The sequence below is a fragment of the Streptococcus handemini genome (assembly GCF_040984445.1).
Classification (GTDB): domain Bacteria; phylum Bacillota; class Bacilli; order Lactobacillales; family Streptococcaceae; genus Streptococcus; species Streptococcus handemini.
This window is the reverse complement of record NZ_JBFRYH010000038.1, coordinates 1-21,050: the sequence shown is the minus strand read 5'-3', so window position 1 is coordinate 21,050 and position 21,050 is coordinate 1. Positions and strand designations below refer to the sequence as shown.

The 21,050-nt window shown below is 41.4% G+C and carries 23 protein-coding genes and 1 other annotated feature; of the genes, 20 read left to right on the top strand and 3 right to left on the bottom strand.

Features of this window, described 5'->3' with window-relative positions; genetic code table 11:
* The first annotated feature begins 219 nt into the window (after positions 1 to 219).
* Positions 220 to 290, top strand: a sequence feature (ribosomal protein L21 leader region).
* Positions 291 to 328: 38 nt separating this feature from the next.
* The 18 genes from rplU (at position 329) to trmD (ending at position 16,844) form a co-directional block, all read left to right on the top strand.
* Positions 329 to 643: a 50S ribosomal protein L21 gene (gene rplU / locus ABPH35_RS06945; RefSeq protein WP_008808969.1), complete on the top strand. Its 315-nt coding sequence runs from the start codon at positions 329 to 331 to the stop codon at positions 641 to 643.
* Positions 644 to 694: 51 nt separating this feature from the next.
* Positions 695 to 988 (top strand): 50S ribosomal protein L27, encoded by a 294-nt coding sequence (gene rpmA / locus ABPH35_RS06940; protein ID WP_349989048.1) that lies wholly within the window; start codon positions 695 to 697, stop codon positions 986 to 988.
* Between the two features lie 224 nt (positions 989 to 1,212).
* Positions 1,213 to 2,118: a LysR family transcriptional regulator gene (locus ABPH35_RS06935; protein WP_349989047.1), complete on the top strand. Its 906-nt coding sequence runs from the start codon at positions 1,213 to 1,215 to the stop codon at positions 2,116 to 2,118.
* A gap of 1 nt (position 2,119) precedes the next feature.
* Positions 2,120 to 2,584, top strand: coding sequence for a signal peptidase II (gene lspA / locus ABPH35_RS06930; protein WP_349989046.1), 465 nt, complete (start codon positions 2,120 to 2,122; stop codon positions 2,582 to 2,584).
* Complete coding sequence (locus ABPH35_RS06925) at positions 2,568 to 3,467, top strand: RluA family pseudouridine synthase (RefSeq protein ID WP_349989045.1); 900 nt, start codon at positions 2,568 to 2,570, stop codon at positions 3,465 to 3,467. Before lspA ends, ABPH35_RS06925 begins: the two co-directional genes overlap by 17 nt.
* 78 nt (positions 3,468 to 3,545) lie before the next feature.
* A complete protein-coding gene (locus ABPH35_RS06920; protein WP_349989044.1) occupies positions 3,546 to 3,878 on the top strand; it encodes a zinc ribbon domain-containing protein YjdM in 333 nt (110 codons plus the stop codon).
* A gap of 93 nt (positions 3,879 to 3,971) precedes the next feature.
* Positions 3,972 to 4,598, top strand: a complete 627-nt coding sequence (locus tag ABPH35_RS06915; RefSeq protein WP_405054566.1) for a Pr6Pr family membrane protein — start codon at positions 3,972 to 3,974, stop codon at positions 4,596 to 4,598.
* Between the two features lie 235 nt (positions 4,599 to 4,833).
* The gene (locus ABPH35_RS06910) at positions 4,834 to 6,630 is read left to right on the top strand and encodes an oligopeptide ABC transporter substrate-binding protein (protein ID WP_349989042.1); all 1,797 of its coding nucleotides are present in this window, start codon (positions 4,834 to 4,836) and stop codon (positions 6,628 to 6,630) included.
* Positions 6,631 to 7,054: 424 nt separating this feature from the next.
* Positions 7,055 to 7,585, top strand: coding sequence for a bifunctional pyr operon transcriptional regulator/uracil phosphoribosyltransferase PyrR (pyrR, locus tag ABPH35_RS06905; protein ID WP_349989041.1), 531 nt, complete (start codon positions 7,055 to 7,057; stop codon positions 7,583 to 7,585).
* Between the two features lie 12 nt (positions 7,586 to 7,597).
* Positions 7,598 to 8,530: an aspartate carbamoyltransferase catalytic subunit gene (locus ABPH35_RS06900; protein WP_349989040.1), complete on the top strand. Its 933-nt coding sequence runs from the start codon at positions 7,598 to 7,600 to the stop codon at positions 8,528 to 8,530.
* A gap of 43 nt (positions 8,531 to 8,573) precedes the next feature.
* Positions 8,574 to 9,662 carry a carbamoyl phosphate synthase small subunit gene (locus ABPH35_RS06895; protein ID WP_349989039.1) on the top strand — a complete coding sequence of 363 codons (1,089 nt, stop codon included), beginning with the start codon at positions 8,574 to 8,576 and terminating at the stop codon, positions 9,660 to 9,662.
* Between the two features lie 181 nt (positions 9,663 to 9,843).
* Positions 9,844 to 13,023 carry a carbamoyl-phosphate synthase large subunit gene (gene carB, locus ABPH35_RS06890; protein ID WP_349989038.1) on the top strand — a complete coding sequence of 1,060 codons (3,180 nt, stop codon included), beginning with the start codon at positions 9,844 to 9,846 and terminating at the stop codon, positions 13,021 to 13,023.
* A gap of 376 nt (positions 13,024 to 13,399) precedes the next feature.
* Entirely contained in the window at positions 13,400 to 14,149 is a 750-nt protein-coding gene (locus ABPH35_RS06885; protein WP_349989037.1) for a class I SAM-dependent methyltransferase, read from the top strand.
* 37 nt (positions 14,150 to 14,186) lie between these two features.
* On the top strand, positions 14,187 to 14,834 hold the full coding sequence (gene pcp, locus ABPH35_RS06880; RefSeq protein WP_349989036.1) for a pyroglutamyl-peptidase I: 648 nt from the start codon (positions 14,187 to 14,189) through the stop codon (positions 14,832 to 14,834).
* Between the two features lie 146 nt (positions 14,835 to 14,980).
* Positions 14,981 to 15,253 (top strand): 30S ribosomal protein S16, encoded by a 273-nt coding sequence (gene rpsP / locus ABPH35_RS06875; protein WP_349989035.1) that lies wholly within the window; start codon positions 14,981 to 14,983, stop codon positions 15,251 to 15,253.
* A gap of 22 nt (positions 15,254 to 15,275) precedes the next feature.
* Positions 15,276 to 15,515: a KH domain-containing protein gene (locus tag ABPH35_RS06870; RefSeq protein ID WP_067089824.1), complete on the top strand. Its 240-nt coding sequence runs from the start codon at positions 15,276 to 15,278 to the stop codon at positions 15,513 to 15,515.
* Between the two features lie 89 nt (positions 15,516 to 15,604).
* Positions 15,605 to 16,123 (top strand): ribosome maturation factor RimM, encoded by a 519-nt coding sequence (gene rimM, locus ABPH35_RS06865; protein ID WP_349989034.1) that lies wholly within the window; start codon positions 15,605 to 15,607, stop codon positions 16,121 to 16,123.
* Positions 16,113 to 16,844, top strand: a complete 732-nt coding sequence (gene trmD / locus ABPH35_RS06860) for a tRNA (guanosine(37)-N1)-methyltransferase TrmD (RefSeq protein ID WP_349989033.1) — start codon at positions 16,113 to 16,115, stop codon at positions 16,842 to 16,844. The genes rimM and trmD overlap by 11 nt, the downstream gene beginning before the upstream one ends.
* A gap of 315 nt (positions 16,845 to 17,159) precedes the next feature.
* Here the strand turns inward: trmD and ABPH35_RS06855 are convergent, their stop codons facing one another.
* From ABPH35_RS06855 to coaA, 3 genes are read right to left on the bottom strand one after another with little or no spacing between them, the layout of a single operon-like run.
* The gene (locus tag ABPH35_RS06855; protein WP_349989032.1) at positions 17,160 to 17,672 is read right to left on the bottom strand and encodes a DNA topology modulation protein; all 513 of its coding nucleotides are present in this window, start codon (positions 17,670 to 17,672) and stop codon (positions 17,160 to 17,162) included.
* Between the two features lie 52 nt (positions 17,673 to 17,724).
* On the bottom strand, positions 17,725 to 17,973 hold the full coding sequence (rpsT, locus tag ABPH35_RS06850; protein WP_012027069.1) for a 30S ribosomal protein S20: 249 nt from the start codon (positions 17,971 to 17,973) through the stop codon (positions 17,725 to 17,727).
* A gap of 57 nt (positions 17,974 to 18,030) precedes the next feature.
* Positions 18,031 to 18,951 (bottom strand): type I pantothenate kinase, encoded by a 921-nt coding sequence (gene coaA, locus ABPH35_RS06845; protein ID WP_349989031.1) that lies wholly within the window; start codon positions 18,949 to 18,951, stop codon positions 18,031 to 18,033.
* 96 nt (positions 18,952 to 19,047) lie between these two features.
* Here coaA and ABPH35_RS06840 point away from each other — a divergent pair, with 96 nt between their 5' ends.
* Together ABPH35_RS06840 and ABPH35_RS06835 are read left to right on the top strand one after the other, a co-directional pair.
* Entirely contained in the window at positions 19,048 to 19,638 is a 591-nt protein-coding gene (locus ABPH35_RS06840; RefSeq protein WP_349989030.1) for a class I SAM-dependent methyltransferase, read from the top strand.
* Entirely contained in the window at positions 19,635 to 20,912 is a 1,278-nt protein-coding gene (locus ABPH35_RS06835; protein ID WP_349989029.1) for a pyrimidine-nucleoside phosphorylase, read from the top strand. Before ABPH35_RS06840 ends, ABPH35_RS06835 begins: the two co-directional genes overlap by 4 nt.
* Positions 20,913 to 21,050 lie beyond the last annotated feature (138 nt).

Below are 21,050 nucleotides of genomic sequence, written 5' to 3'. Positions count from 1 at the left end.
TTCTTTTTGGTGTATAATAGTGTTGCATCTCAGAGTCTTTCTAATTGTTGTTGTGGTGATTACAATTATATCTCTCTGAGATGTTTTTTAATACCCTTGACTGGCTAACTTCATTTTAGAACTTTCGTTCCTTCATTCACAGAAAAAAATTGTATTTATTGAGTGGTAATACTTGCCAAATGCTAGTAAGAGTGATAGAATAAGAATGTTGACTATGCACAGCCTGTGCAACCGCTCGATCATCGTTTAAGTGGTTCGTCCCACGATGCTAGGCGAGTCTTCACAAAAAAACTCGGGAGAAGTCCCATATTATCATAGGAGGTGCATAATGAGCACATACGCAATCATTAAAACTGGCGGAAAACAAGTTAAAGTTGAAGTTGGTCAAGCAATCTACGTTGAAAAATTGAACGTTGAAGCTGGTCAAGACGTTACATTTAACGAAGTTGTTCTTGTTGGTGGTGAAAAAACTGTTGTCGGAACTCCACTTGTAGCAGGTGCTACTGTTGTTGGAACTGTTGAAAAACAAGGAAAACAAAAGAAAGTTGTTACTTTCAAATACAAACCTAAAAAAGGTAGCCACCGTAAACAAGGTCATCGTCAACCTTACACAAAAGTTGTTATCAACGCTATCAACGCTTAATTCTAGCCTAGCGCAACAACACTCATCACAGAATATTGGAGGACTAACATTATGTTACACTTGAATCTTGCTAACTTGCAACTATTCGCCCACAAAAAAGGTGGAGGTTCAACGTCAAACGGTCGTGACTCTCAAGCAAAACGTCTTGGAGCTAAAGCGGCTGACGGTCAAACTGTATCAGGTGGTTCAATTCTTTACCGCCAACGTGGTACAAAAATCTATCCAGGAGCTAACGTAGGTCGTGGAGGAGATGACACACTTTACGCTAAAGTTGAAGGCGTAGTACGTTTTGAACGTAAAGGACGCGATAAAAAACAAGTATCTGTTTACCCTATTGCGAAATAAAAAGGTCCAGTGGACCTTTTTATCATTTTCTCTTAAATTAAGGAAAGAACATCGAACTCCGGTGGTTTTTAGAATAAATTTGTAGTAAGATCAGCTTTTGACTGGTCTTTTTGTATGAAATTTGCGCTTTGTTCTAGGAAATCTCTCCTGCCAAATCATATTTCATGTAGGAAATGGGTTAGATTATGGTATAATAAAGAGTATTTTACAAAGGAAGTGGCAACATGAATATTCAACAATTGCGCTATGTTGTGGCGATTGCAAATAGTGGGACTTTTCGAGAAGCAGCAGAAAAAATGTTTGTATCACAGCCGAGTTTATCCATTTCTGTACGTGATTTGGAAAAGGAATTGGGCTTTAAAATTTTTAGTCGGACTAGTTCAGGCACCTTCTTGACACGTCGGGGAATGGAATTTTATGAAAAAGCCCAAAGTTTAGTAAAGGGTTTTGATCAATTCGAACACTTGTATTTACAGCCAGATGATGGCGAGGTAGAGTTTTCGATTTCCAGTCAGCACTATGATTTTTTACCGCCTTTAATTACGGAATTTTCGCAGCAATTTCCTGAGTACCCCAAATTTCGCTTGTTTGAGTCAACGACGGTACAGATTTTAGATGAGGTAGCACAAGGACATAGTGAGTTGGGTATTATCTATCTCAATCACCGTAATACCAAGGGAATTATGCAAAAGTTGGATAAACTCCGCTTGGAAGTGGTTGATTTGATTGATTTTCAAACTCATATCTATATCCGTAAGGGACATCCTCTAGCTAAGAAATCAGAGATTGAGCTAGCTGATTTAACAGGACTTCCAACTGTTCGTTTCACTCAAGAAAAGGACGAGTATCTTTATTATTCAGAAAATTTCTTTGATACCTCGGATTCGTCTGTGACCTTTGATGTGACTGACCGTGCTACTTTAAATGGGATTTTGGAGCGAACAGATGCCTATGCGACTGGTTCGGGATTTTTAGATAGTGAGAGTGTACATGGGATTACGGTGATTCCTTTTAAAGAAGAAAAGGGCAATCGTATGGTCTATGTCAAAAGAGAAGATAGCGAGTTGAGTCCTTGTGCGCAAGATTTTATCGGTGTCATGGAAGACTATTTTGCTAAAAAGAAAGGATAACATGAGAAAAATCGGATTTCCACTTTGGATTGTCTGTCTAATCGTTCTGGATCAATGGGTAAAGGCTTGGACTGTGGCCAACATTGCCTTGAATGAACAACGTACTTTTATTCCAAAAATCGTCAATTTGTATTACCTCCGCAATTACGGAGCTGCTTTTTCTATTCTCCAACATCAGCAATGGTTCTTTACCCTTGTGACCCTAATCGTGATAACAGCAGCTATTTGGTATTTTATCAAGCATATCAAGGGAAGTCTTTGGACTCTGTGGAGCCTATCTCTTGTGATTGCAGGCGGAATAGGAAATTTTATTGACCGTCTTCGTCTGGGCTATGTTGTGGATATGTTGCATCTTGATTTTATTGATTTTCCTGTCTTTAATGTTGCAGATATGTGTTTGACGGTTGGTGTAGCAGTCTTGTTTATAAGTATCATGAAAGAAGAGAATAATGGAAATAAGAGTTGAAACAGGTGGCAGCCGTTTGGATAAAACCTTGGCTGATCTAACTTCTTTATCACGCTCAGTCGCAAATGAACAGATAAAGTCTGGTTTGGTTCTTGTCAACGGTGAGGTAAAAAAAGCCAAATACACAGTGCAGACAGGAGACTGTATCCAATATGAGCTTCCTGAAGTGGAAGAAATTGACTATGTCGCAGAAGAGATTCCACTTGAGATTGTGTATGAAGATGCAGATGTAGCTGTTGTCAATAAGCCACAAGGCATGGTGGTACATCCTTCAGCTGGTCATACTTCAGGTACCTTGGTCAATGCCCTTCTGTACCATATCAAAGATTTATCGGGTATCAATGGAGTCATGCGACCAGGTATTGTGCATCGTATTGACAAGGATACATCCGGTCTTTTGATGATTGCTAAGAATGATGAAGCCCACCAGAAATTAGCAGAGGAACTAAAAGCCAAGAAATCCTTGCGAAAATATGTGGCAATTGTTCATGGGAATTTGCCAAATGACCGTGGTGTGATTGAAGCGCCGATTGGTCGTTCGGACAAGGATCGCAAGAAGCAAGCGGTAACTGCTAAGGGAAAAGAAGCTATCACCCGCTTTCAGGTCTTGGAGCGCTTCGGAGATTATACCTTAGTGGAATTAACCCTTGAAACAGGGCGGACACATCAGATTCGGGTTCACATGGCCTATATCGGTCACCCCGTAGCAGGTGATGAGGTGTATGGACCGAGGAAGACCCTAAAGGGTCATGGTCAGTTCTTGCATGCTAAGACGCTTGGCTTTACCCACCCAAGGACAGGAAAGGTCGTGACCTTTACGGCAGAAGCACCAGCCATTTTCCGTGAAACCCTTGACAAGCTCAGAAATACGAATCCGCTGTAAATTGAAACGACGAGTATAACTTGCTCAATTAGACCGAGCATGGTATACTAGATAGGTTAAAAAATAAGAGGAGAGAGTATGGAAATGTTACCAAATTGCCCAAAATGTCAGTCGGAATATGTCTATGAAGACGGTGTCATGCTTATTTGTCCAGAATGCGCCTACGAGTGGAATCCAGCAGAAGTCGTAGAAGAAGGTGTAGTCGCAATCGACGCCAACGGAAATCGCTTGGCAGATGGCGACACGGTAACCTTGATTAAGGACTTGAAGGTCAAGGGAGCACCGAAGGACTTGAAACAAGGTACGCGTGTGAAAAACATCCGTATCGTTGAAGGTGACCACAACATCGATTGTAAGATTGACGGTTTTGGTGCCATGAAATTAAAATCAGAATTTGTGAAGAAAATCTAATACGATAGATTTTACTAGTTGGGAGTAAGGCAAGAATCTTGTCTCGCTCCCTCTTCTTATTTTAGGAGGAATACATTGAACTATCAAAGTAAAATGTTTTATTCGCGCTGTTTGTTGGCGATGCTTGCCATCATCGGAACGACTCTTGAGATTGTCAAATATGGTATCGGTATGTTGATGTATTATACAGTACAGTCCAATTTGCTGGTAGCCTTATTTTCGAGTTACATGGTCTATGCTTTATACCGTAAGAAAGATTTGCAAAGCCAATCCTTTCTGCGCTTGAAAGCTGCCGTTACCATGTCGATTATGATTACTTGCGTTATTTACCATTTCATGCTGGCGCCCTTAGCGACAGATTTTTGGCGGGTGGAAAATCTTCTCTGCCACTATATTGTACCGCTTTACTTTCTACTAGATACCTTATTTTTGGACAAGCAAAGACAATACAAGTGGTTCGACCCAATTTGGTGGACTGCTCTACCGATTGCTTACTTGGCTTTTGCGCTCATCAATGGCCTTGTCATCCAGTTGCCGATTCCTGAGGCGAAAGATAGTCCCTTTGCCTATTTCTTTTTGAATGTTCCTAAATACGGTTGGAAGGTTGTTTTGAACTATTCGGTAACCATTTTTATCGGCTATCTACTGGCTGGTTTTGGCTTGCTGCTGTTGAAATCTCTTTCTCTTCCAAAACAGTCACAAAAACCACAAGTTGTTTAAATATTCTCTAATTCCTAGATTGATTTTCAAAATTAGGATAAAAAATGACAAATCTTCCCTATTTCTAGCATAATAGGGAAGATTTTCTTACATGGGTATGTCACAATATACAAAAATAATGAATATTTTTTCATAAAAATGCAGACAAATGGATTATTTTGTGTTAAAATACAACAACAGACATGGGAAAACATCGTCTGCTGATCAACCAAAAAGAAAGTTTTGAGGTCTATGTATGAAAAAAACAACGAAATTCTATTCTCTAGCAGCAGTGTCTCTTTTGTCAGCAACTGTACTAGCAGCTTGTGGCTCAAATGAGACGAAAAGCTCATCATCTGCAAATGAAGCGACTCTTTCATTTCCAGGTGAAGTGACGCATGATGGAAGTGCGATAAAGGGTGGTCAGTTGAATTATGCCATTGTAGCAGCATCAGCGTCAACTGGACTATTGATTGATGAATTGACTGAAAATAATGTTGACTCAACATTTGGCGCTATGGTTGATGAGTCGATGTTTGGATACGACGGTGATCGTAAACTCGATGATTCAGGTCTTGCTAAAGTTGATTTTGACGTAAAAGAAAAGACAGTAACCGTTACGCTAAATGGTAAGGACTACAAGTGGTCAGATGGGCAGCCTTTTACGATTGATGATTATATCTTTACCATTGAAAAGATGGCTGATAAAGGTTACACAGGAGTCCGTTTCGGAGATGGATTTAAAAATATCGTTGGAATGGATGAATTTGTAGATGGAAAAGCAGATAGCATTTCAGGTATTGAAAAAGTGGACGATTACTCTGTTGTCTTGCACATGAAAGAAATGACACCTTCTATGCTCTATGCAGGTGGAGACGTTCCAGCCTATGTCATGCCAAAACATATCTTTAAAGATATTCCAGTTGCTGAATGGGAAAAGAGTGATTATGCGCGTGCGACAACTAAGTTTGTCGGCATGGGACCATTCAAAATCAAGGAAGTGGTCAGCGGAGAATCCGTTACCTTTGTAGCGAATGAAAATTACTATGATGGTAAACCAAATATTGACACGTTGAAGATGGATATCGTGTCTCCTGATACCATTGTGTCAGAGATGAAAGCCGGTCACTATGACTATGCAGAAATGCCAACGGATCAACTAGATAGCTTTAAAGATGCGTCTAACTTTACGATTCTTGGAACATTGGCTTCAAGTTATGAGTACCTATCCTTCAATCTTGGAAAATATGACAAGGATGCAAAGAAAAATGTCATGAATCCTGATGCTAAGATGAATGATGTGAAGTTGCGTCAGGCGATGGGATATGCTCTTGATACCAAGACTGCTGGAGAAAAACTATATAGTGGCTTGTATCATCCAGCAACCTCCCTCGTTATTTCCTTCTTTGGGGACTTGCATGATTCAGAGTTAGAAGGTTACACTTACAACCCAGAAAAAGCGAAGAAATTGCTTGATGAAGCAGGCTACAAGGATGTTGATGGTGACGGTATCCGTGAAGATAAGAACGGAAAACCATTCAAAATTAGTCTTGCAGCTCGTAAACGGACAGAAGCCAATGAAGCCCTTATCCAACAATACCAAAACTGGTGGAAGGAAGTTGGTCTCAATGTTGAGCTGTACACTGGTCGTACAATGGAGTTGAATTCCTTCTACGATACTATCGAAGCTAACGATGAAAATATTGATGCTTACCTAGCAGGATGGTCAACAGGATATGATCCAAACCCAACAAGTCTATGGGGAGCAGAAGCACCATTTAACTACTCACGTTATGTATCAGATGAAAATACGAAGCTCTTAAAAGCGATTAGTTCAGAAGAATCATTTGATGAGAAGAAAAATCTTGAAAATTACAAGAAATGGCAAGAAAACGCAGAGAAAGAAGCCTTTGCGATTCCATTGTTTGAATCTGAGAAGCTTATCGCTGTCAATAACCGTGTCAAATACTTTGATACCAAATACGGATCCGCTTCGAAAGCACAATTTTATAAGCTTGAGCTAACAGCTGAACAAGGCGTGGCTGAGAAATAAGCTAGATGAAAGATAAAATATAAGGATTGGCAGAAAGGCTAGTCCTTATTTTTCGATTCGATGGCTACAACAGTGGTATATTGGACAGACTCTCACGATTTCACTACTAGGTTTTAGGGAATGTTGCGCATTTTTGGTCTACGATTTGTCTTTTACAAAAAATTCTGTTATACTGATAATAATAAATCCTTTAAGGACTGTTCCGTGAAACAGGCAAGGAGTATCAGCTAAAACAGGTTTCTGGATAGCTTAGTAAGACGAAGTAGACAGTCAGATGTTGGATTGCAGGTTGAACTGCCATTAGGCAAGGTGCACATTTCACTTATTCTACCCGTCTTAAAAAGCAATACAAGACCTTATTTTCTGGAATCTCCTTGTGGTCAAGGAGATTTTTTTGCGCCATTAGGCGAGAAGGGAGTTTGTCATGAAAACTAAAGAAATAGTAGATGAGATGACCATGAAACGGGCTATTACTCGGATTACCTATGAAATCATCGAACGCAATAAAGAGCTAGACAATATTGTCTTAGCTGGAATTAAAACACGTGGAGTTTATATTGCCAAACGTATCCAAGAGCGCTTGAAACAGCTAGAAGGAATTGATGTTCCACTTGGAGAACTCGACACCAAGCCATTTCGGGATGACATGAAAGTCGAAGAAGATACGACTGTGATGACTGCAGATGTGAATGACCGCGATGTGATTTTGGTTGATGATGTCCTCTATACGGGACGGACCATTCGAGCTGCGATTGATAATATTGTGTCACTTGGTCGCCCTGCACGAGTTAGCCTTGCAGTTTTGGTTGACCGTGGTCACCGTGAGTTGCCGATTCGGGCAGACTATGTCGGAAAAAATATTCCAACTAGTCGAAGCGAGGAAATCATTGTTCACATGGTCGAGTCAGACGGTAAGGATTCCGTTTTGTTGCTTGATGCGAATGAGGCGAAATAAGAGGTAGAAAAAATGGCAATCATCGACGGAAAGGTATCACTCCAGCATGTGGTGACCATGGAGAGCCTAACAAATGAAGAAGTATTGGGATTGATTCAGCGTGGATTAGCCTTTAAAAGGGGAGAAGCGACTGCTGCGATTGACCAGCCTGTTTATGTGTCCAATCTCTTCTTTGAAGATTCCACTCGCACCCACAAGTCCTTTGAAATGGCAGAACTCCGTTTGGGGCTAGATATGATTGACTTTGATGCCAAGACCAGCTCAGTCAATAAGGGTGAGACCTTATATGATACAATTTTGACCATGAGTGCCTTAGGCGTAGACATTTGTGTGATTCGCCACTCAGAAGTTGATTATTATCGCACACTCATTGAGAGCCCGACCATTACGGCTTCGATTGTCAATGGGGGAGACGGATCCGGACAGCATCCGAGCCAGTCCTTGCTTGATTTAATGACTATTTATGAGGAATTCGGACGCTTTGAAGGCTTAAAGATTATGATTGCAGGTGATTTGACCCATTCCCGTGTTGCTAAGTCCAATATGCAGATTTTAAAACGCTTGGGAGCAGAATTATTTTTTGCAGGACCAAGTGAATGGTATACAGCAGAATTTGAGCCATATGGTCAGCATGTAGCCTTGGATGATATTGTAGAGCAAGCAGATGTGCTGATGTTCTTGCGTGTGCAGCATGAGCGCCATGATGGAAAAAATCATTTTTCCAAGGAAGGCTATCACCAATTGCACGGTTTAACGCAGGAGCGGTATAATCGCATGAAGGAATCAGCCATTATCATGCACCCAGCTCCTGTCAATCGTGATGTCGAAATTGCGGATGCCTTGGTCGAAGCACCGAAATCACGCATTGTGAGGCAGATGCAAAATGGTGTCTTTGTGAGAATGGCTATTTTAGAAGCTGTTATACAGGCAAAAGCCACTAAATAGAAACGTTAACAGGCTCCAGAGAGAGCAGACGAGGAGGGAAACGATGGCAAAACGATTGCTAATTTTAGAAGATGGAACGATTTTTGAAGGCGAAGCCTTCGGAGCAGATATTGATGTGACAGGTGAGATTGTCTTTAATACAGGGATGACTGGTTATCAAGAGTCGATTACAGACCAGTCCTACAATGGTCAAATTTTGACCTTTACCTATCCGCTAGTTGGAAATTATGGGGTCAATCGTGACGACTATGAATCCATTACCCCTACTTGTAAGGGTGTTGTAGTCCGTGAATGGGCTCGTAGAGCGAGCAACTGGCGCAATCAATTAACTTTGGATGAATTTTTAAAGGCCAAGAAAATTCCTGGGATTTCAGGAATTGACACACGTGCGCTTACTAAGATTATCCGTCAGCATGGAACCATGCGAGCAACGCTTGCAGATGTAGGAGATTCGGTCGAGCATTTATCAGATCAACTACGCGCGACAGTATTGCCAACCAATAATATCGAACAGGTTTCAACTAAAACTGCCTACCCTGCGCCGGGAATTGGTCGCAATATCGTCTTGGTCGACTTTGGGCTCAAACATTCGATTTTGCGTGAGCTTTCAAAACGCGACTGTAACATCACGGTAGTACCATTTGATACGACGGCTGAAGAAATTTTAAACTTAGCACCAGATGGTGTCATGCTCTCAAATGGGCCTGGGGATCCAGATGATGTGCCAGAAGCCTTGGAGATGATTCGTGGCATCCAAGGGAAGATTCCTATTTTCGGTATCTGTATGGGGCATCAATTGCTAGCCAAAGCAAATGGAGCTAGCACCTATAAGATGAAATTTGGTCACCGTGGTTTTAACCATGCGGTTCGTGAAATTGCAACTGGCCGTGTCGATTTTACCTCTCAAAACCATGGATTTGCGGTATCGCGTGAGAACTTGCCAGATTGCTTGATGATTACCCATGAAGAAATCAATGACAAATCCGTCGAGGGTGTTCGCCACCGTTATCAACCAGCCTTTTCTGTTCAATTCCACCCAGATGCAGCACCTGGTCCACATGATGCCAGCTATTTGTTTGACGATTTTATGGAATTGATTGATGCATTTCAAGCTGAAAATAACAATCAGTAAAAGAAATATTTAATGACAGCCAGAGAGCTGACAAATAGAAAGGAGAACAAGGGAAGCCGTATTTAGGGAACTGAATACGGGCTACGAACTTGGTCAAAAAGATAGTTTTTCCTAGAACCTGTGGTTCTGCGAAAAACTCCTATTTTGACTGTGTTCGTTTAACGCCCTTTATATCTTAATTATGCCAAAACGTAGTGATATTAAGAAAATTATGGTGATTGGGTCTGGGCCGATTGTGATTGGTCAGGCGGCGGAGTTTGATTATGCGGGGACACAGGCTTGTCTTGCGTTGAAGGAAGAGGGCTATAGTGTGGTCTTAGTTAATTCAAACCCTGCGACGATTATGACGGATAAGGAGATTGCAGATAAGGTTTATATTGAGCCGATTACATTTGAATTTGTGTCTCGGATTTTGCGTAAGGAGCGTCCTGATGCGCTTTTACCAACCTTGGGTGGTCAAACGGGACTTAACATGGCCATGGAATTATCTAAGGCTGGTATCCTCGATGAGCTAGGTGTGGAGCTTTTAGGGACAAAATTATCTGCTATTGATCAGGCGGAAGACCGTGACTTGTTCAAGCAGTTAATGGAAGATTTGGGGCAACCCATTCCAGAATCTGAAATTGTGAATACCGTGGAAGAAGCCGTTGCCTTTGCAAATAGCATCGGCTACCCCGTCATCGTCCGCCCTGCCTTTACCCTTGGGGGAACAGGTGGCGGTATGTGTGCGGGTGAAGAAGAACTCCGTGAGATTGCAGAAAATGGTTTGAAACTCTCTCCAGTGACCCAATGTTTGATTGAGCGTTCGATTGCTGGCTTTAAGGAAATCGAGTACGAAGTCATGCGTGATAGTGCAGACAACGCCTTAGTCGTGTGTAACATGGAAAACTTTGACCCTGTCGGCATTCATACAGGAGATTCGATTGTTTTTGCCCCAACTCAGACCTTATCAGATATTGAAAACCAAATGCTGCGTGATGCGAGCTTGAGCATTATCCGCGCTCTCAAGATTGAAGGGGGCTGTAATGTGCAGCTGGCCCTTGACCCACATAGCTTTAAATACTATGTTATTGAGGTGAATCCGCGCGTGTCTCGCTCGTCAGCTCTTGCCTCAAAAGCAACAGGTTATCCGATTGCAAAATTGGCAGCTAAGATTGCAGTTGGCTTGACCTTGGATGAAATGATTAACCCTGTAACAGGTTCGACCTATGCTATGTTTGAGCCAGCTCTTGATTACGTTGTTGCCAAAATTCCTCGCTTCCCATTTGATAAATTTGAAAAAGGTGAGCGCCGTTTGGGGACTCAGATGAAGGCGACCGGTGAGGTCATGGCGATTGGTCGGACGATTGAAGAAAGTCTCTTGAAGGCTTGTCGTTCGCTTGAAATTGGTGTCTATCACACAGAAATGAAGGACTTGGCAAGCGTGACAGATGATGTTTTAGTGGAAAAAATTGTCAAGGCGCAAGACGATCGTCTCTTCTATGTATCTGAGGCCCTTCGCCGTGGATTTACTGTGGAAGAAATTGCTCATCTAACGAAAATCGATGTCTTTTTCTTGGATAAATTGGTTCATATTATCGAGCTTGAAGCAGAGTTGGTAAGGAATGTCGGTAGCGTAGAGGTGCTAAAAACTGCCAAGCAAAATGGCTTTGCGGATCGTAAAATTGCCGAATTGTGGCAGCAAACTCCAGACCAAGTTCGCCAGTTCCGCTTGGAAAATGGCATTGTTCCAGTCTATAAAATGGTGGATACCTGCGCAGCCGAGTTTGAAAGTGCTACTCCGTATTTTTATTCGACCTATGAATGGGAAAATGAATCGATTCGCTCTGAGCGAGAGTCTGTTCTTGTTTTAGGATCAGGACCAATTCGGATTGGCCAAGGGGTTGAGTTTGACTATGCCACTGTTCACTCTGTTAAGGCCATCCAGGCAGCAGGTTATGAAGCGATTATTATGAATTCAAATCCTGAGACAGTATCGACAGACTTCTCTGTTTCAGATAAGCTCTATTTTGAACCCTTGACTCTTGAAGATGTCTTGAATGTGATTGAGCTCGAGCAGCCAATCGGTGTCATTGTTCAATTTGGTGGACAGACTGCGATTAACTTGGCAGAACCATTGTCTAAGGCTGGTGTGCGGATTATCGGTACCCAAGTTGCAGACTTGGATCGCGCAGAAGACCGTGATTTGTTTGAAAAAGCCTTGAAAGACCTAGGTATCCCACAACCGCCAGGGCAAACTGCAACGAATGAAGAAGAAGCCGTTGAAGCTGCTCGCAAGATTGGCTTCCCTGTCTTGGTGCGTCCGTCCTATGTTCTGGGTGGTCGAGCCATGGAAATCGTTGAAAATGAGATTGACTTGCGGAGCTATATGCGGACAGCTGTTAAAGCTAGCCCTGAGCATCCTGTCCTTGTTGATTCTTACATTGTTGGTCGTGAGTGCGAAGTAGATGCTATTTCAGATGGAAAAGATGTCCTTATTCCGGGAATTATGGAACATATCGAGCGTGCAGGTGTCCATTCAGGTGATTCTATGGCGGTCTATCCTCCGCAGACCTTGTCAAGAGAAATTCAAGCACGGATTGCAGACTATACCAAGCGGTTAGCGATTGGACTGAACTGTATCGGAATGATGAATATTCAATTTGTCATCAAGGATGAAACCGTCTATGTCATTGAGGTGAATCCACGTGCCAGCCGTACCGTGCCATTCTTATCGAAAGTAACAGATGTTCCAATGGCACAGGTAGCAACCAAACTTATCTTGGGGCAAACCTTGGCGGAATTAGGCTATGCAGACGGCTTGTATCCTGAATCGGCTAATGTCCATGTAAAAGCTCCTGTCTTCTCCTTTACGAAACTAGCTAAGGTAGACAGCCTCTTGGGGCCTGAAATGAAATCAACTGGTGAGGTCATGGGGACAGATACGACACTTGAAAAAGCACTATATAAGGCCTTTGAAGCCAGTCATTTCCACTTGGAAGAATTTGGCAATGTAGTCTTTACCATCGCAGATGAAACCAAGGAGGAAGCCCTTGCTTTAGCCAAACGATTTGAAGCAATTGGATATGGTATTTTTGCGACAGAAGGAACCAGCGAATTTTTCAAGGCAAATGGGGTAGCCTCTATCGCAGTAAGTAAACTGGGTGAGGACAAGGAAAATGATATTCCAGCCCTAGTCCGTAAGGGTCAAGTACAGGCGATTATCAATACGGTTGGTACCAAACGTGTGGCAGAAGGAGACGGACAAATCATCCGTAGCTCTGCTATCGAAACAGGCACACCGCTCTTTACCGCCCTTGATACAGCAGATGCCATGTTAAAAGTTCTAGAGAGCCGTAGCTTTACGACTAATGCGATTTAGAGTATGATAGAAGGCAACTAGTGAGTTCAGCTGGACAAATCAAATAAGCGCCAGTAGGCTTTTCTTGAACAACCTTTTTCTTCAATTTCTGGACCCCGTTACTCCTTGGGACTGGAAGTAGGCTGCCATTATGTTTTGGGTTAACATGGTAGTTGGAGGAGTTTTCTTTAATTCAGCTGTCTCTGTCCTCGCCCTTTAGTGTAGGCTGTTTGGTGCTTCTTCTGCAATAAACTCTACAACAAAGAACTCTTTGTCAAGGGTTACAAATCAGCAATAGACTGTGATGCAGAAGTTATTTGTACTAAAGTAACTGTATAACCAATGATACAAGAGACTAGGACTTTTGTCCCAGCCTCTTTTTTGCTATACTAAGAGTATGAAATGGATTGTTACAACGAGTCTCGGTATGGATGAACAGTTGGTTGCCAGAGCAAAAGATATTGCGGCTTCTTTTGGTGTACCTTACATTGAGCGGAAAAAACAGGCTATTAAGCGCCTACAAGAGCAGTATGGTGCAGTCTTAGTGGTCTATCAGGATAGATTGCTACTGGAGCAGATTGGGGGCAAACAACTGTTTTTCCATCCAGATACGGCTCTACTACGTATCAAATCGCAACATGATCCCTTGCTAAAGTTGATTGGCTCAACTCCTAAAAGAATTTGTGATGCTACTATGGGATTGGCTTCTGATAGTATTGTGATGGCAAGTGCTGGCCACCAAGTGACCGCAATTGAGTCTACGAGCCTGATTGCCTTTCTTGTAGGCCAAGGATTGCAGAATTGGGATACTGGTATGGAGCCGGTCAATGCAGCCATGCGGTCGATTCAAGTGGTCGAAATGGATAGTCTTACTTTCTTGCAGCAGCAGGCAAGTCAGTCCTTTGATATTGTCTATTTTGATCCTATGTTTTCTGAGGATATTCTCGAATCACAGAATTTAGCAGGCATAGAAGGCTTGGCTAACCCTGCAAGGTTGACAAAAGAACTCTTAGCAGAAGCCAAGCGAGTAGCAAAAGAAAAAATTATCCTAAAAGCTCATTTTAGAGATCCTGTTTTTGAAGAATTTGGCTTTACGCGCTTGGTTCGTCCCAATCAGAAATTTCATTATGGGGTGTTGGAAAAATAGGAAATAGGAAGCAGTTTTTAAAAAGAAGGAGAAGAGGATGAAAATTCTTGTAACAGGCTTTGATCCGTTTGGCGGTGAAGTCGTCAACCCAGCCTTGGAAGCGGTCAAACAGCTACCAAACAGCATCGCAGGTGCAGAGGTTCAATGGATAAAGGTGCCAACTGTTTTTGACAAATCTGCACAGGTCTTGGAAGAAAAAATCGCCTCCTATCAGCCAAATGCGGTACTGTGCATCGGGCAAGCTGGTGGCCGTTTTGGCCTGACACCAGAGCGTGTTGCCATTAACCAAGACGATGCCCGTATTCCAGATAATGATGGCAACCAACCAATTGATAAGGTCATTCGGGAAGATGGCGAGCCAGCTTACTTTGCGACTGTTCCTATAAAGGCCATGGTAGAAGAGATTAAATCAGCAGGTTTACCAGCCTCTGTCTCAAATACAGCCGGTACCTTTGTCTGCAACCATTTGATGTACCAATCCCTGTACTTGGCAGACAAGAAATTCCCGGGTTTAAAGGCTGGATTTTTGCATATCCCATATCTGACAGAGCAAGTCCTAGACAAACCAAATACCGCTTCAATGGGGCTGGCAGATATTGTCAGGGGAATCGAAGCGGCCATCACTGCCATCGTCTCTTATCAAGACAGAGCAGACCTAAAAACCATTGGTGGAGAAACACATTAAATGATTGATAAGGATTGTCATTAAAAAAACATTAAGGTGTCAAGTTTTTTTCTTGACACCGTATTAAAATTTGATATAATGGAAGATGTGATAAATAGTGTTACTATTTCACCAATAAATTATAAGAGAAAAGAGATTCATAGAAAATGGCAGTAAAAATCCGTTTAACTCGTATGGGTTCTAAGAAAAAACCTTTCTACCGTATTAACGTAGCAGATTCACGTGCACCACGTGACGGACGTTTCATCGAAACAGTTGGAACTTATAACCCACTTGTTACTGAAAACCAAGTAACATTGAAAGAAGAACGCATTCTTGAGTGGTTGGCAAATGGTGCACAACCTTCTGATACAGTTCGCAACATCCTTTCAAAAGCTGGAGTATTGAAGAAATTCCACGATTCAAAATTCTCAAAATAAAACGAATTAAGAGAGTACACTTATGGACATGATTGAAAATCTGATTATTGCAATTGTGAAACCCTTGATTTCACAGCCAGATAGCTTGACGATAAAAATCGTTGATACACCTGAATTTTTAGAATATCACTTAGACTTAGAGCAGTCTGATATTGGTCGCGTTATCGGCAGAAAAGGACGCACAATTTCTGCGATTCGGACGATTGTTTATTCTGTTCCAACAAGTGACAAAAAAGTTCGTCTTGTCATTGATGAAAAGTAAAAGGAGCGGCTGATCCGCTCTTTTTCTTGTCTTGAGAAAATGCCTAAAAAATGGTACAATAAGGCATATTATAGAGTTTTGGAGAGCATATGAATTATTTTAAAGTTGGAAAAATCGTCAACACCCAAGGACTCCAAGGAGAAATGCGGGTCTTATCTGTGACAGATTTTGCAGAAGAGCGGTTTAAGAAAGGCAACCAGCTAGCCTTGTTTGACCCCAAAGACCAATTTGTCATGAATGTTGAAATTGCTAGCCACCGTAAGGTGAAAATTTTTGACATTATCAAGTTTAAAGGGATGTACCATATCAATGATATTGAAAAATACCGTGATTTTACCCTCAAAGTAGCAGAAGAGGACTTGACAGATTTGGAGGATGGAGAATTTTACTACCATGAAATTATCGGCCTCGAAGTCTATGAAGGCGAGCAACTACTTGGAACCATCAAGGAAATTTTACAGCCAGGGGCAAATGATGTTTGGGTCGTCAAACGTAAAGGCAAGCGAGATCTTCTTTTGCCTTATATTCCGCCTGTGGTCCTTGAAGTGGATGTGGCAAATGGTCGTGTCCAAGTAGAGCTTCCAGAAGGATTAGACGATGAAGATTGATATTTTGACCCTCTTTCCAGAGATGTTTGCGCCCTTGGAGCATTCGATTGTTGGCAAGGCTCGGGAAAAAGGTTTGCTTGATATTGCCTATCATAATTTCAGAGAAAATGCAGAAAAATCTCGCCATGTAGACGATGAACCCTACGGGGGTGGTCAGGGGATGTTGCTACGGGCTCAGCCGATTTTTGATGCCTATGATCAGATTGAAAAGACAGCACCCCGTGTGATTTTACTGGATCCTGCTGGTAAGCGGTTTGATCAAGCTTATGCAGAAGAGTTAGCTCAGGAAGACCATTTGATTTTCATCTGCGGTCATTATGAGGGTTATGACGAACGCATTAAGACCTTGGTGACGGATGAGATTTCGCTGGGAGATTATGTCCTTACGGGTGGAGAACTGGCTGCAATGACCATGGTGGATGCGACTGTTCGTTTGATTCCAGAAGTAATTGGTAAGGAAGCCAGCCATGCAGATGATAGTTTTTCGTCTGGCTTGTTGGAATATCCTCAATATACGCGTCCCTATGATTTTAGAGGAATGTTGGTGCCAGATGTTCTCATGAGTGGTCATCATGAAAATATCCGCAAGTGGCGTCTGTATGAGAGTTTGAAAAAAACCTACCAGCGCAGACCAGATTTACTGGAGCAGTATGAGTTGTCTGCTGAAGAGACCAAAATGTTGGAAGAGATTAAAGAAATGCTTAAGATCGATAGCAAGTAATACTCATTGAAATGCAAAAATAAGCAACTTATCCATCATTTTATAATCATAAAAAAATTAGTTGCATTAACAAAGTTAGGATAGTAATTGTATCAGGTTAGAAATCCAGTAAGCTGAAGGTATTGAAACATAGGCTGCTTTTGCAGTAGTGGTGTTATTCGTAACAGTTACGCTGTTGCGAATAACAGAAATTTTGAGACCTTAGGCTCAAAAATAAACTCCCGATTAGAATTACTTCGCTTATGAATATAGGTTCTAAGATGCTAGATAGCAAGCTAGCGCATTAAAAGACAGTAACAGGCCGGAAGTGAACTCTCAGCCTGTTACTGTCTTCATAAATTGCTCTAATTCCTTCTGATTGCGGAGGATTTTTATTTTGTCTGGATATGTTTGGCAGATTTTATGATATCGTTTTTTTTGCCTTTCTTGTCGACCATCTTTTAAAATCCAGCGGATAAATGTCCAATCTAGTTTTTCAGTACAGCCAGGTGCCATATCTTCTCTGTTCTTACCACGGTAGTGGAGAAAACGCTTAAAAGCACGATAAAGACAATTCCAAGGAGAAAAATCCATGAAGATAATGGTATCAGCTTCTTCCATTCTTCGTGCGTAGGAACAAAAGCTATAATTTCCATCTATAACCCAACTATTATGCTGATCTAAAAAATTATCTACTAGAGCTTTCATATCTTCATCTGGGCGTTCTTGCCATTGAGGCAAAAAACGTACCGTATCCAAATGGAGACGTGGAATTGCGTAGTAAGTAGCTAAGAATTTAGCAAGGGTCGATTTTCCTGCTCCTGAATAACCAATAATCTGAAATTTCATGTTTGTTTATTCTCTCTTTTTGACAAAAAAAGAAGCCAGAAGGCTCTTTTTATTAGGCAAGTTTTGATGCAAGACGTGCTTTGTCGCGGCTCGCTTTATTTTTGTGAATCAAACCTTTTGTTTCTGCTTTATCGATAGCTGAGCTAGCAGCACGGAAAAGCTCCTCAGAAGGATTTGCTTCAAATGCCTTGATTGCAGTACGCATAGCTGATTTTTGAGCTGAGTTTTTTTCGTTTTGTTTTACGTTCAATTCAGCACGTTTGATAGCTGACTTAATGTTTGCCAATGGTTTCACCTCCACCTTTTCTATACTAACTATACTATTGTACCTGAAAAAATAGATTTTGACAAGAGGAAATTATTTTTTTAAGTAAATTTCATCAATTTCATGATTTTTTGCCTTATGAAGAATGATGTCTGCTCGATGCCTAGTCGGTTCAATATAGTCTTTTAGATTGACCAGATTGATTGTCTCCCAAATAGTGTGCGCCAAATTAGAAATTTCCTCTTCTGATAATTTTAAAAAGCGATGGTAGTAGTTGTTGGGATTACTTTTAGCTAATTTCAACAATTTTCTGAAACGCTCCAAGTACCATGTTTCAATATCATCAACAGCTGCATCAACATAAATTGCCAAATCAAAATAATCACTGACGTATAAGTGCTGATTTTGAGGATTTTGGAAAACGTTGATTCCTTCAACAATGAGAAAGTCTGGCGCTGAAATAGTCTGCCGTTGATCTGGTATAATATCATACACTTCATGGGAATAGACAGGAATCTGATAATCGTGCCCATTTTCAATATGGTTCAAAAAGTCCAGCAGTAATTCCATGTTGTAGGATTCAGGAAAACCTTTTCGGTCAAGAATATTTTTATCTTTTAAAACTGCGTTGGGATAGAGAAAACCGTCTGTGGTCACCATTTCAACCTTGGCCCGCTTAAAAGTTCTTGTGAGTAAAATCTGTAAGAGACGGCTGGTGGTTGACTTGCCCACCGCTACGCTACCTGAGATACCAATGATAAACGGCTGGATTTTTATTTTTTTTTGCAAAAAGAGACTTTTGGAGAAAGAAAGGTCATCACTAGCCTTTTTATAAATCCGAATCAAATTGATCAGTGGGAGATAGATATCCAGTACGTCTTGGAGGCTGATTTTATCATTGAAACTCTTGATAGAGTTGAGTTCTTCTTGTGTGAGTGGAACCGTAGTATTTCGATGTAATTGTTGCCAGGTTTGGCGACTTATTTTCTCAAAATTGATTAATTCATTCTTCATAGCACCATTGTAGCATGATTTTTTACCGGTGTAAAATGATAGGAGAGGATAAAGCAATCACTTGTAAACGTTTTTATTAAATGATATAATAAGAGTATGGCAAATATGTATTACGAGAAAAATCCTAGTGTGGCTCATGATCTTCATGAGCTTCGTGTCACTTTGCTTGGTCAAGAGATGTTTTTCCTGACGGATGCAGGAGTGTTCAGCAAGAAAATGATCGACTACGGTAGCCAAGTGCTTTTAAATACAGTAGATTTGGACAAGAACAAAAGATTATTAGACGTGGGCTGTGGATATGGCCCACTTGGTTTGGCTTTAGGGAAGGTTTTTGGCGTCCGACCAACCATGGTCGATATTAACAGTCGAGCAGTTGATTTAGCGCTTCAAAATGCTGAAAAAAATAAGGTCGAAGCTGCTATTTTCCAGTCCAATATCTATGAAGCGGTATCAGGAACTTTTGACTACGTGATTTCAAATCCACCCATTCGAGCTGGAAAGGCAGTCGTCCACGAAATTATTGAAGGGTCTTATGACTATTTGGTCGATTCTGGACGATTGATCATCGTAATTCAGAAAAAGCAGGGCGCTCCAAGCGCCAAAGCCAAAATGGAGGAGGTTTTCGGAAACTGTAGTATCTTGAAGAAAGATAAGGGATATTATATTTTAGAAAGTGTGAAAGAATGAGAACAGTCGACTTAATTCAGAAAAAACGAGATGGTCATGAACTTACCACGGCTGAAATCAACTGGCTGATTAGTGGTTATGCTACAGGCAGTGTGCCAGATTATCAAATGGCAGCCTTTGCGATGGCAATTTACTTTAGGGGCATGTCTACTCGTGAAATTTCTGATTTGACTATGGCAATGGTAGCAAGTGGTGAAGAAATTGATCTTTCAGCGATTTCGGGTATTAAGGTAGATAAGCATTCAACTGGTGGTGTCGGTGATAAGGTTACTTTGATTTTGGTGCCACTGGTTGCTAGCTTCGGTGTACCTGTTGCTAAAATGAGCGGTCGGGGGTTAGGTCATACAGGTGGAACCTTGGATAAGTTAGAATCCATTAAGGGCTATCAGATTGAAGTAACTCAAGAGCAGTTTATCAAGCAAGTACAGGACATTGGCGTATCGGTTATTGGTCAGTCTGACAATATGGTAAAAGCGGATAAGTTGCTCTATGCTCTTCGAGATGTAACAGCTACGGTTGATATTATCCCCTTGATTGCAAGTTCTGTCATGTCTAAGAAAATTGCTGCTGGAGCCGATGCGATTTTACTAGATGTAACGGTCGGTGAAGGCGCCTTTATGAAAAACATTGAGGATGCTCGCAAGCTGGCAGAGACCATGGTCGAACTCGGAAAAGCAGTCGGCAGAAAAACGGTTGCGGTGATTACCGACATGTCTCAGCCTGTTGGAACTAGCATCGGTAATCGTCTTGAGATCCTTGAAGCCTTGGAAATCTTACAAGGAAAGGGACGTGAGGATGTAACCAACTTCATCTGTGAATTGGCACAAATTATGCTAGGACTTGCAAATGTCGAAAAGACAGTCGAGGAAGTTCATGCGCACTTGCTCGACGGCTCTGCCCTTCGAAAATTTGAAGAAATGGTAGTTGCTCAAGGTGGTGACCTAGAGGACTTGTATCGTCAGGTCCGTGTTTCACATCAAGTGCCTGTCTTGGCACAAGAAAGTGGCTATATCGAAGCTCTTCCAGCCTTGGGATTTGGCTTATTTGCTATGAAGTTAGGGGCAGGACGGGCTGTGAAAACAGACAGTTTAGACTATGAGACAGGAATTGTCTTCCATAAAAAGGTTGGAGAATATGTCGAAGCTGGTCAAGAAATTGCCACTATTTTTACAAATGAAAATATTTCGGAAAATATGCTTACAAATTTCCAAAAAAATGTTAGAATAGGAAATGTAAGTGTAAAGACGAAAGAAATTATAGAAATTGTTTCATAATGTACGGAGAAAAGTTTGAAAAAAGTCAAAGTTAATTGAGCTATTGTTTACCCAAATTTTGGGCATACTAAAAAGAGGTCTTGAAACCTGATTTTTAAAATGAAACGACGTTAAAACCGTGTTGTTGTGCGTATCGAA